We start from the raw sequence: 11,363 nt of genomic DNA, 5'->3' as shown, positions 1-11,363 counted from the left end.
CTCCCGCCCGCCCGGCGCAGCGCGGCGCGGGGCCGGGGTGGTCGCCGTGCTGCTGGCGCCCGATCACGCGCACCCCGGCGGCCTCGCCGCGCTGCGCCGGGCGGGCGGGAGCGTGGCCCGGGCGGACGGTGCCGCCGAGGCCGCGATCGACCGGGCCGACCTCGTCGTCGACGGCATCGTCGGCATCGGCGGCAAGGGCGGTCTGCGGCCCGACGCCGCACCGCTGGCCGAGCGCGCGGCGCGCTCGCGGGCGGCCGTGGTCGCCGTGGACCTGCCGAGCGGGGTCGAGGCGGACTCCGGAGAGGTGCTCGGCGCCGCCGTCCGCGCCGACCTGACCGTCACCTTCGGCACGCACAAGCCGGGACTGCTCGTCGACCCGGCGCGCGAGTACGCCGGTACGGTCCGGCTCGTCGACATCGGCCTCGCCCCGGAACTGCCCGCCGAACCCGAGCTGGAGGCGTTGCAGCACGCCGACGTGGCCGGGCTGCTGCCGCTGCCGGTCTTCGAGAGCGACAAGTACCGGCGCGGTGTCGTCGGCGTCGCGGCGGGCTCGGCCCGCTACCCGGGCGCGGCCGTGCTGGCCGTCTCGGGTGCGCTGCGCGGCGGGGCGGGCGCGGTGCGGTACGTCGGCCCGGCCGGGCAGGCCGTGATCGCCCGCTTCCCGGAGACGCTGGTGTCCGACCAGGGGCCGCACAAGGCGGGGCGCGTGCAGGCGTGGGTGGTGGGACCGGGCGCCGGGGACGACGCGGCGACCGTCGCCGAGGTGCTGGACACGGACGTACCCGTACTGATCGACGCGGACGGGCTGCGCCTCGCCGCCTGCGACGCCGTACGCGCCCGTACCGCCCCCACCCTGATGACCCCGCACGCCGGAGAGGCCGCCGCCCTGCTCGGCGTGGCCCGCGAGCAGGTCGAGGGCGCGCGGCTGTCCTCCGTGCGCGAGCTCGCCGCCCGCTACCGGGCGACCGTCCTCCTCAAGGGCTCGACCACCCTCGTCGCCGACCCGGACGGCGGTCCCGTACGCGTCAACCCGACCGGTACCCCGTGGCTCGCCACGGCCGGCAGCGGTGACGTGCTGTCGGGCCTGGCCGGCTCCCTGCTGGCGGCCGGCCTGACCGCCCGCGACGCCGGCAGCGTGGCCGCCTACCTGCACGGCCTCGCCGGCCGCTTCGCCGCCCACGGCGCCCCGACCGGCGCCCACGACGTGGCGGAGACCATCCCCCGGGCGTGGCGGGACGTACGCGACCGGGCGTGGCGGGACGTACGCGACCGGGCCGGGCGGTAGCGCCCTCGTCGATATGCGTTTGCGTCGCCGCGCAACGTCCGCCGTTTTCGCCTGACACCCGAAGGAGGCGGATCCGTTGACCACACAGACCGGCCAGGTCGACCACGAACTCGTCGAGGCCGCGGCCCAGGTCGCCCGCACCCGTTGCCGGGGCGACCACCACACCGTGGCCGCGGCGGGCCGCGCCCGGGACGGGCGGATCGTCACCGCCGTGAACGCCTACCACTTCACCGGAGGCCCGTGCGCCGAACTGGTCCTGATCGGCGCGGCGGCCGCCCAGGGCGTGTACGAACTGGACACGGTCGTCGCCGTGGGCGACCGCGGACGCGGGGTCCTCCCCCCGTGCGGCCGGTGCCGTCAGGTGCTCGCCGACTACTTCCCGGCCCTGCGGGTCGTCGTCGGAAACGGCGACGACACCCGGACCGTGCCCGTCACCGACCTGCTTCCCGAAATCTACGTCTGGGCCGACCACCGGAGCAGCGCCGACTGATCTCCGGACCGGGAACGACGGCGGGCATCCCCCCGCACTCGTCCGCTGCGCGCCCCGGTGCGGAGGGGCCGCGGGGCCCCTCTGAGAGACTGGGGCGCGATGAACGAGACAGCACATCCGCGAACGGCACCGCTGCGCACCCGCGCCGAGATCGATCTGGCCGCCGTGCGCGCCAACGCGCGGGCCATGCGCGAGCGGGCGCCCGGCGCGGCGCTCATGGCCGTGGTGAAGTCCGACGCGTACGGCCACGGCGCCGTTCCGTGCGCCCGCGCGGCCGTCGCCGCCGGGGCGACCTGGCTCGGCACCGCCACGCCGGAGGAGGCCCTCGCCCTGCGGGCGGCCGGGCTGTCGCCCGAGCGGGTGCGGATCATGTGCTGGCTGTGGACGCCTGGCGGGCCCTGGCGGGAGGCCGTCGAGGCCGACCTCGACGTGTCCGTGGGCGGGATGTGGGCCCTGGCGGAGGTCCGGGAGGCCGCCCGCCGCGCCGGCCGCCCGGCACGCGTGCAGCTGAAGGCCGACACCGGCCTCGGACGCAACGGCTGCCAGCCCGCCGACTGGCCCGGCCTCGTCGCCGAGGCCCTGCGCGCCGAGGCCGAGGGGCTGATCCGCGTCACCGGGCTGTGGTCCCACTTCGCCTGCGCCGACGAGCCGGGGCACCCCTCCATCGCCGCCCAGCTCGACCGCTTCCGCGAGATGGTCGCCCACGCCGAACAGCGGGGCGTGCGCCCCGAGGTGCGGCACATCGCCAACTCGCCCGCCGCGCTCACCCTCCCCGAGACCCACTTCGACCTCGTACGCGCCGGAATCGCCCTCTACGGCGTCTCGCCCAGCGCCGAGATCGGCGCTCCGGCCGACTTCGGGCTGCGCCCCGCCATGACCCTGACCGCCTCGTTGGCCCTGGTCAAGCACGTACCCGGGGGGCACGGGATCAGCTACGGGCACCACTACGTCACCCCGGGCGAGACCACCCTCGGACTCGTGCCCGTCGGCTACGCGGACGGCGTCCCGCGCCACGCCTCCGGCTCCGGGCCGGTCCTGGTCGGCGGCAAGTGGCGTACGGTCGCTGGCCGGGTCGCCATGGACCAGTTCGTGGTCGACCTGGGCGGCGACGAGCCCGAGATCGGCTCCGAGGCCGTGCTCTTCGGTCCCGGCGACCGGGGCGAGCCCACCGCCGAGGACTGGGCCCAGGCCGCCGGCACCATCGCGTACGAGATCGTCACGCGCATCGGAACGCGTGTTCCCCGCGTCTATGTGAACGAGGGGACGGACCGGGAGCACGGCGGGCAGCACGGCGTGTAGGGCGACGGGCGCGGACAGCCGGCGCGGAAGCCCGGCCGCCGCGCGTCCGGAGCGGGCACCACCGTAACCGGCACCACCGGAACCGGCACCGCTGGAACCGGCGCCGCTGGAACCGGCGCTACCTTTCACCTCACCGAGCGAACAGCAGTACGGCACACGGAGGAGCGGTACGTGAGCGAGAGCAGTGCGCAGGCCGTCGCCTCCGCCGCGGAGGCGGCCGGCGGCTGGCGCAGGGCGACCGGCATCGCGGGCGCCGCGATAGGCGTGGTGGCGGCGGGCGCGGCGGCCGGCGTCGCCATAGAGCGGATGACCGTCGGCCGCGGCATACGCAGGAAGGCCCGGCTCGCCCTGGACTCGGCGGGCCCCTACGGCGCCCTGCGCGGCACCCCCGGCCGGGCCCTGGCCGACGACGGCACCGAGCTCCACTACGAGGTCGACGACATCGACCCCGACGCGGCCGTGGACCTCGGCCCGCGCCGCCGCCGGCTCTTCGGCCGCAAGGCCCCCGCCCCCGTCACCGTCGTCTTCAGCCACGGCTACTGCCTCAGCCAGGACTCCTGGCACTTCCAGCGCGCGGCGCTGCGCGGCGTCGTACGGACCGTGCACTGGGACCAGCGCAGCCACGGCCGTTCCGGGCGGGGCGTCGCCCAGACGCGCGAGGGCGTGCCGCTGAGCATCGACCAGCTGGGCCGCGACCTGAAGGCCGTGATCGACGCCGCCGCGCCCGAGGGGCCGATCGTGCTGGTCGGGCACTCCATGGGCGGCATGACCGTGATGGCCTTCGCCGAGCAGTACCCCGAGCTGGTCCGCGAGCGGGTCGTCGCCACCGCCTTCGTCGGCACGTCCTCCGGGCGGCTCGGCGAGGTCAACTTCGGGCTGCCGGTGGCCGGCGTCAACGCGGTGCGCCGGGTCCTGCCCGGGGTGCTGAAGGCGCTCGGGCAGCGGGCCGAGCTGGTGGAGAGGGGGCGGCGGGCCACCGCGGACCTGTTCGCCGGGATCATCAAGCGGTACTCGTTCGCCGGCCGGGACATCGACCCGGCCGTCGCCCGGTTCGCCGAGCGGATGATCGAGAGCACGCCGATCGACGTGGTCGCCGAGTTCTACCCGGCCTTCACCGACCACGACAAGACCGAGGCACTGGCCCTGTTCCAGGACATGCCGGTGCTCGTCCTGGCCGGGGTGCAGGACCTGGTCACGCCCAGCGAGCACAGCGAGGCGATCGCCGACCTGCTCCCGGACGCGGAGCTGGTGCTGGTCCCGGACGCCGGGCACCTGGTGATCCTGGAGCACCCGGAGCTCGTCACCGACCGCCTCGCCGACCTGCTCACCCGCGCGGGCGCGGTCCCGGCAGGCACTACCGTGGGCAAGTATGGAAGCACCAGCGGCACCGCCCACCCCGGCTGACCCCGTCTCCGTCGAGATCACCGTCAACTCCCCGGAACAGATGCGGGAGCTCGGCCGCCGTCTCGCCAAGCTGCTGCGCGCCGGCGACCTCGTGATGCTCAGCGGGGAGCTCGGCGCGGGCAAGACCACGCTGACCCGCGGGCTCGGCGAGGGCATGGGCGTACGCGGCGCCGTCACCTCCCCGACCTTCGTGATCGCCCGCGTGCACCCGCCGCTCGGCGACGGCCCGCCGCTCGTCCACGTCGACGCCTACCGGCTGTCCGGCGGGCTGGACGAGATGGAGGACCTGGACCTCGACGTGTCGCTGCCGGACTCGGTCGTCGTCGTGGAGTGGGGCGAGGGCAAGGTCGAGGAGCTGACCGACGAGCGGCTGCAGGTCCTGATCCACCGGGCCGTCGGCGACACCACGGACGAGGTGCGGCACGTGACGGTGACCGGGATCGGGGACCGGTGGGCCTGCGCCGACCTGGGTGTGCTGACCGCCTGAGCCCCGCGTGCGGTCCCTCGCGTGAACTTTCCGACAGCACGTCGGCACGTCCTTGCGCCGGGCACGTCCGGCGTGGTCACATGGTATCCAGCTCGTAGTTAGGTGTGCCTAACTACGTCCGCCCCCGGCCCGAGGAGGCGTCCATGTCTGCCATGGAGAACAACGAGCAGCGGCGTCGGCGGTCGGAGCCGCGGCCGTATGCGGTGGGCGGTGTGTCCATGCGGGACCTGCTGGCCTCCTGCGCCGCCGCGGAGGCGGTCTCCCGGCCGCCGCGCGCCCCGGAGCCGGCGGACCCCCGGACGGTGGAGGAGCACCGTCGAGCGGCGTAACTCCATCGGATGACGTGCTCCGGGCGTGCTCTCCGGGCGTGCTCTACCGGATGACGACGACCTTCTGCCCGATCGTCGCGAACATCCACATCGCCTCGCCGTCCGCCCGCGACTCACGGATGCCGCCGGTCCTCACCGCCGGGTCGGGTACCGGCGTGGAGCCGTCCAAGGCCGCGCTGAAGCCGATCGCGACCTCGCCCACGCCGGTGAAGCGCACGACGTGCTCGACGGGGACGCCGTCGGTCCCGACGACCGCCTTCGAACGGGACGTGACGGCGTAGGTCCCCGGGGCCGGGTCGACGCTGCCGGGGCGGACCCCGAAGGTGTGCCGGACCCTGCCGTCCGCCCCGACCAGCCACACCCGGTCGTCGTCCAGCGAGTACACGACCCGCTCACCGGTGCCCGACCCGCCGGGCAGGGCGGTGGGGTGCAGCTCGTCCCGGAACGCCTTGGCGGTGCTCGCCGCGGGCGTCGCCGTGGCGCCGGGGCCGCCGCGCAGGCTCTGCGGAACGTTCGCCTGCGCCTGGTAGGCGAGGAGGCCGACCGCGGCGAGGGCCGCGGCGGTGAGCCCGGCCACGCATCCCGAGCTGCTCCTTGCCACGGTCGCCCACCTCTGCGTCGGTCGTACGAGCTGCCTCACGGCGACGTTAACAGCCGGAAACCGTCCCTCCGGGGCGGCGGTGCGGGGCCCGCCGGAGCCGTAGGCTGTTTGCGTGCTCTTGCTCGCTCTGGATACCGCCACCCCCGCCGTCACCGTCGCGCTGCACGACGGTACGGCCGTCATCGCCTCCTCCAGCCAGGTGGACGCGCGCCGGCACGGAGAGCTCCTGCTGCCGGCCGTCGACCGGGTGCTCGCCGAGGCCGGGCTCAAGCTGGACGCCGTCACGGGCATCGTGGCCGGCGTCGGCCCGGGCCCGTACACCGGGCTGCGCGTCGGGCTGATGACCGCCGACACCTTCGGGCTCGCCCTCGGTGTCCCCGTGTACGGCGTGTGCACGCTCGACGGCCTCGCCTACGCGGCCGACGTCCCCGGCCCCTTCGTCGTGGCGACCGACGCCCGCCGCAAGGAGGTCTACTGGGCCCGCTACGCCGACTCCCGCACCCGCGTGACCGGCCCGGCCGTCGACCGGCCCGCCGACATCGCCGACGAGGTCGGCGGCCTGCCCGCGGTCGGCGCGGGCGCGCTGCTGTACCCCGACACCTTCCCGCAGGCGCACGAGCCCGAGCACGTGTCGGCCGCCGCCCTCGCCTCGCTGGCCGCCGAGCGGCTGGCCGCAGGCGAGGAGCTGCCCGCGCCCCGGCCGCTGTACCTGCGCCGGCCGGACGCCCAGGTGCCCAAGAACTACAAGGTGGTCACCCCGAAGTGACGGGACGAGCGACGGAACGGACGACGACCGGACCGGCGGAGCCCGTACTGCGCGAGATGCGCTGGTGGGACATCGAGCCGGTGATGGAGCTGGAGAAGGACCTGTTCCCGGAGGACGCCTGGTCCCGGGGCATGTTCTGGTCCGAGCTGGCGCACGCCCGGGGGCCGGAGGCGACCCGGCGGTACGTGGTCGCGGAGGTCCCCGGGGAGTCGGCCGGCCGGATCGTCGGGTACGCCGGGCTGGTCGCCTCCGGTGGGCAAGGGGACGTGCAGACCATCGCCGTCGCCCGGGACCACTGGGGCACCGGGCTCGGGTCCCGGCTGCTGACCGAGCTGCTGCGGGCGGCGACCGCCTTCGAGTGCGTCGAGGTGATGCTCGAGTGCCGGGTGGACAACGTGCGCGCGCAGAAGCTCTACGAGCGCTTCGGCTTCGAGCCGATCGGCGTCCGGCGCGGCTACTACCAGCCGGGGAGCGTGGACGCCCTGGTGATGCGCCTGTCCACAGCGTCCGACGGCGGCTTTGCCGCGGGTTCGACCTCCCCCAACGGTGAACAAGGAACCGAGAGCCATGACTGACATGAGGGACGAGCCGCTCGTCCTCGGCATCGAGACCTCCTGCGACGAGACCGGCGTCGGCATCGTCCGCGGCACGACGCTCCTGGCCGACGCCGTGGCCTCCAGCGTCGACGAGCACGCCCGCTTCGGCGGGGTGGTCCCGGAGGTCGCCTCCCGGGCCCACCTGGAGGCGATGGTGCCGACCATCGACCGCGCGCTGAAGCAGGCGGGGGTGAGCGCGAAGGACCTGGACGGCATCGCGGTGACCGCGGGGCCGGGACTCGCGGGCGCGCTGCTCGTGGGCGTCTCGGCGGCGAAGGCGTACGCCTACGCCCTGGGCAAGCCGCTGTACGGCGTCAACCACCTCGCCTCGCACATCTGCGTGGACCAGCTGGAGCACGGCCCGCTGCCGGAGCCGACGATGGCGCTGCTGGTGAGCGGCGGCCACTCCTCGCTGCTGCTGTCCACGGACATCACCTCGGACGTACGGCCCATGGGCGCGACGATCGACGACGCGGCGGGAGAGGCCTTCGACAAGATCGCGCGCGTGCTGGACCTGGGCTTTCCCGGCGGGCCGGTGATCGACCGGTACGCCAGGGAGGGCGACCCGGAGGCGATCGCCTTCCCGCGCGGGCTGACCGGGCCGCGCGACCCGGCGTACGACTTCTCCTTCTCCGGTCTGAAGACGGCGGTGGCCCGCTGGATCGAGGCCAGGCGGGCGGCCGGGGAGGAGGTCCCGGTCCGTGACGTGGCGGCCTCCTTCCAGGAGGCGGTGGTGGACGTACTCACCCGCAAGGCCGTACGGGCCTGTCGTGACGCGGGCGTCGACCACCTGATGATCGGCGGTGGCGTGGCGGCGAACTCGCGGCTGCGGGCCCTGGCCCAGGAGCGCTGCGAGGCGGCCGGGATCCGGCTGCGGGTGCCGCGGCCCAAGCTGTGCACCGACAACGGGGCGATGGTGGCGGCGCTGGGCGCGGAGATGGTCAGCCGGGGGCGGGCGGCCTCGGACTGGGACCTGTCCGCGGACTCGTCCCTGCCGGTGACGGAGCCGCACGTGCCGGGCGCCGGCCACGAGCACACCCACGACCACGTGCACGAGATCAGCAAGGAGAACCTCTACTCGTGACGGTGGCGCTGATGTGGGAGGCCCGGGCGGTCGAGGGCCGGGGGGATGAACTCCTCGCCTGGGCGCGGCGGCAGCGGCTCGCACGGGAACCCCTGCGCCGGGAGACCTTCCGGGCTCCGCAGGACCGGGTGCTGGTGATCACGTGGTGGGACGCGGAGTGCGACGCGGACCTGCCCGAACTTCCCGATCCGGACGGTGTGTTGGTGACGAGGGCGGTGCACCGGTGGCGGTTCGAGTCGGTCGGTGGGGACCCGGACGGCCCGGACGGCCCGGACGTCTGATGTGACGTCCGCCCGCCGGATGCGCTATGATCATCACACGCAAGCGGCCAACAGAGGCCAGCGAGCAATGCGTTGGTGGTCCAAGGAAAGACGCCCCGCTTCCCGCGGGGAAATGCAGGTGCAAGGCCTGCCCAGCGCTCGGCAGAACCCCGCTCCCGGAGATCCGGGAGCGGGGTTTTTCGTTCGGGCATCATCCGGCTGAAGCGCTGATCCGAGGGAAGGCAGATGCTGAAGAGGCAGTACTGGGGAGTCACCGTGCTCTTCTTCATCGTGGCCTTCAGCTATGTCGGCTACCGCCTCAACGACCGGCATCCCAGCACGCCGTGGGGGATCACCGGACTGGCGGTGGGGTTGCTCGTCACGGCGGTTCTGGCCCGGGTCGGAAAGAAGTAGCCCCGAACCCCGTCCGATGACACGGAGGCGCCACCGAGTCCGTCGGTGGCGCCTCCTGCCCGTTCCCCTCCGGAGGGTCAGTCCGCCTCCGCGACCTCCGTCTCGCAGCGCAGCCGCCGGTCGCGGTCCAGCTCCCGCACCGGGCCCGTCAGGGTCAGGCGGGTGGTGTGGCGGACGTCCGAGGACGAGGCGGCCAGGCGCAGTTCCAGGGCGCCCGGCTCCACCACCCGGCGGCCCTCGCGGCCGGTGAACGCCGACAGGTCCGCGTGGAAGCGGAAGGTCACCCGGCGGGACTCGCCGGCGGCCAGCTCCAGCCGCTCGTAGCCGATCAGGCGCACGTCCGGGCGGGTCACCGACGCCACCGGGTCGTGCAGGTACAGCTGCACGACCTCCGCACCGGCCAGGTCACCGGTGTTGCGGACGGTCAGCGAGACGTCGTACGAGCCGTCCGTGCCGATCTCGGTGACATCGTTGCCCTGAGAGCTCCCCCGGAAGTCCGACCACGCGAACGCCGTGTACGACACCCCGTGCCCGAAGGGGTACAGCGGCGTCGGGTCCAGGCTGCTCGCCTCGCCCGCCAGGCCCAGCGGCGGCTGGAGGTACGTCCACGGCTGGCCCCCCGGCCCGCGCGGCACGCTCACCGGGAGCCGGCCCGAGGGGTTCACCCGGCCCGAGAGGACCCCTGCGACCGCGGACCCGCCCTCCTCGCCCGGGAAGAACGCCTGCACGGCGGCGCCCAGGCGGCCGTCCCAGCGGCCGAGGGCGTAGGGCCGCCCGGTCAGCAGGACCAGGACGACGGGGACGCCCGTCCCGACCAGCGCGTCCAGCAGCTCGCCCTGGACACCGGGCAGGCTCAGGTCCGCCACGTCGCAGCCCTCGCCCGACGTGCCCCGGCCGAACAGGCCCGACCGGTCGCCCAGGACCGCCACGCACACGTCCGCCTCCCGCGCCCGCGCGACCGCCTCCTCGAAGCCGGAGGTGTCCGGGTCGGACACGCCGCAGCCCTCGGTGAACGTCACCTTCGCGTCGGGCAGTTCCGTACGCAGCGCGTCCAGCAGGGTGGGGATCTCGATGCCCATGGGCACCTCGGGGTGCTGGGTGCCCACGTGGGAGGGGAAGGAGTAGCAGCCCAGCATCGCCAGCGCGTCCGCCGCCCTCGGGCCCACCACCGCGATCCGGGTGTCGGGGGAGAGGGGCAGGACGCCGTCCGGGTTGGCCAGCAGCACCACCGACTCCTCGGCCAGGCGGCGGGCCACGGCCCGGTTGCCCGCCGAGTCCAGGTCGACCGGCTCCGCGGGCGCGTCGGCGCTCCAGTCCTCGTCCAGCAGGCCCAGCTCGCACTTCTGCAGCAGGACGCGACGGGCCGCGCGGTCCACCAGCGCCTGAGGGACCGCGCCCTCGCGCACCGCCGCCGCCAGGTCCTTGCCGTAGCACTTCACCGTCGGCAGTTCGACGTCGATACCGGCGGCCAGGGCCAGACCGGCGGACTCCGCCGGGCTGCCGGCGACCCGGTGCAGGGTCTGCAGGAAGTCGATGCCGAAGTAGTCGGCGACCACCGTCCCCGTGAACCCCCACTGCTCGCGCAGGAGTCCGGTGAGCAGGTGCGGATCCGCGGAGGCCGGGACGCCGTCCGTCTCCGTGTACGCCGCCATCACCGAGCGCGCGCCGCCCTCGCGCAGCGCCATCTCGAAGGGCGGGAGCGTGATGTCGGCGAACTCCCGGGTGCCGGCCCGCACCGGGGCCAGGTTGCGGGCGCCCGTGGAGGAGGCGTACCCGGCGAAGTGCTTCAGCGTGGCGACGACCCCCGCCGACTCCAGGCCCCGCACGTAGGCGGCGCCGATCGTGCCGACCAGGTACGGGTCCTCGCCGATGGTCTCCTCCACCCGGCCCCAGCGGGGGTCGCGGACCACGTCCAGGACCGGGGCCAGGCCCTGGTGCACGCCCACGGAGCGCAGGTCCCGGCCGATGCGGCCGGCCATCTCCTCCACCAGGGCCGGGTCGAAGGTGGCGCCCCAGGCCAGGGGGACCGGGTAGGCGGTCGCGCCCCAGGCCGTGAAGCCGGCCAGGCACTCCTCGTGGGCGACGGCGGGGATGCCGAAGCGGCCGGCCTCGGCGATCCGGCGCTGGGCGCGGGCCAGTGCCTGCGCACCCAGCGCCGGGTCCACGGGGGCGGTGCCGAAGGAGCGGGTGAGCTGGCCGAGGCCGAGGGTGATCAGCTCGTCCCAGTCGTAGTCCGTGTTCATCGCCTGCTGGTGCGGGGCGACGCCGTCGCCGTCCGTCGAGGCGCCCACCCACACGCCGTAGAGCTGGGCGGTCTTCTCCTCCAGGGTCATCCGGGAGAGCAGGTC

Annotated in this window: 13 protein-coding genes; 11 read left to right on the top strand and 2 right to left on the bottom strand. The window is 74.8% G+C overall.

The genetic code is table 11. The features are described 5' to 3' along the window. From C1I97_RS21235 to C1I97_RS21210, 6 genes are all read left to right on the top strand, one after another. Positions 1-1,285, top strand: a 1,285-nt coding sequence (locus tag C1I97_RS21235; RefSeq protein WP_111004809.1) for an NAD(P)H-hydrate dehydratase, incomplete at its 5' end; no start/stop codon positions are given. A 76-nt stretch (positions 1,286-1,361) separates the two neighbouring features. Further along, positions 1,362-1,775 (top strand): cytidine deaminase family protein, encoded by a 414-nt coding sequence (locus C1I97_RS21230; RefSeq protein WP_111004806.1) that lies wholly within the window; start codon positions 1,362-1,364, stop codon positions 1,773-1,775. A 99-nt stretch (positions 1,776-1,874) separates the two neighbouring features. Then, entirely contained in the window at positions 1,875-3,074 is a 1,200-nt protein-coding gene (alr, locus tag C1I97_RS21225) for an alanine racemase (protein WP_111004805.1), read from the top strand. Positions 3,075-3,245: 171 nt separating this feature from the next. After that, positions 3,246-4,478, top strand: coding sequence for an alpha/beta fold hydrolase (locus C1I97_RS21220; RefSeq protein WP_111004804.1), 1,233 nt, complete (start codon positions 3,246-3,248; stop codon positions 4,476-4,478). After that, the gene (gene tsaE, locus C1I97_RS21215) at positions 4,444-4,965 is read left to right on the top strand and encodes a tRNA (adenosine(37)-N6)-threonylcarbamoyltransferase complex ATPase subunit type 1 TsaE (protein ID WP_111004803.1); all 522 of its coding nucleotides are present in this window, start codon (positions 4,444-4,446) and stop codon (positions 4,963-4,965) included. The genes C1I97_RS21220 and tsaE overlap by 35 nt, the downstream gene beginning before the upstream one ends. Positions 4,966-5,108: 143 nt before the next feature. Then, positions 5,109-5,294, top strand: a complete 186-nt coding sequence (locus C1I97_RS21210; RefSeq protein WP_111004802.1) for a hypothetical protein — start codon at positions 5,109-5,111, stop codon at positions 5,292-5,294. Positions 5,295-5,337: 43 nt separating this feature from the next. On the opposite strand, the gene C1I97_RS21205 is transcribed toward C1I97_RS21210, so the two are convergent. Continuing rightward, positions 5,338-5,895: a hypothetical protein gene (locus C1I97_RS21205; protein ID WP_181446831.1), complete on the bottom strand. Its 558-nt coding sequence runs from the start codon at positions 5,893-5,895 to the stop codon at positions 5,338-5,340. Between the two features lie 112 nt (positions 5,896-6,007). On the opposite strand from C1I97_RS21205, the gene tsaB reads away from it, so the two are divergent. From tsaB to C1I97_RS40020, 5 genes are all read left to right on the top strand, one after another. Continuing rightward, positions 6,008-6,661, top strand: coding sequence for a tRNA (adenosine(37)-N6)-threonylcarbamoyltransferase complex dimerization subunit type 1 TsaB (gene tsaB, locus C1I97_RS21200; protein ID WP_111004800.1), 654 nt, complete (start codon positions 6,008-6,010; stop codon positions 6,659-6,661). A gap of 56 nt (positions 6,662-6,717) precedes the next feature. Beyond that, positions 6,718-7,236, top strand: coding sequence for a ribosomal protein S18-alanine N-acetyltransferase (rimI, locus tag C1I97_RS21195; RefSeq protein ID WP_111004808.1), 519 nt, complete (start codon positions 6,718-6,720; stop codon positions 7,234-7,236). Continuing rightward, entirely contained in the window at positions 7,229-8,341 is a 1,113-nt protein-coding gene (gene tsaD / locus C1I97_RS21190) for a tRNA (adenosine(37)-N6)-threonylcarbamoyltransferase complex transferase subunit TsaD (protein ID WP_111004799.1), read from the top strand. The genes rimI and tsaD overlap by 8 nt, the downstream gene beginning before the upstream one ends. After that, positions 8,338-8,622: a hypothetical protein gene (locus C1I97_RS21185; RefSeq protein ID WP_111004798.1), complete on the top strand. Its 285-nt coding sequence runs from the start codon at positions 8,338-8,340 to the stop codon at positions 8,620-8,622. The genes tsaD and C1I97_RS21185 overlap by 4 nt, the downstream gene beginning before the upstream one ends. Positions 8,623-8,847: 225 nt before the next feature. Next, on the top strand, positions 8,848-9,015 hold the full coding sequence (locus tag C1I97_RS40020; RefSeq protein ID WP_181446830.1) for a hypothetical protein: 168 nt from the start codon (positions 8,848-8,850) through the stop codon (positions 9,013-9,015). A gap of 77 nt (positions 9,016-9,092) precedes the next feature. Here C1I97_RS40020 and C1I97_RS21180 read toward each other — a convergent pair. Then, on the bottom strand, positions 9,093-11,363 hold a 2,271-nt coding region (locus C1I97_RS21180), incomplete at its 5' end, for a glycoside hydrolase family 3 N-terminal domain-containing protein (protein WP_258382669.1).

Source organism: Streptomyces sp. NTH33, from assembly GCF_003236365.1.
Classification (GTDB): Bacteria; Actinomycetota; Actinomycetes; order Streptomycetales; family Streptomycetaceae; genus Streptomyces.
Note: the sequence above shows the minus strand (reverse complement) of the source record. Positions and strands in the feature narration are given on the sequence as shown.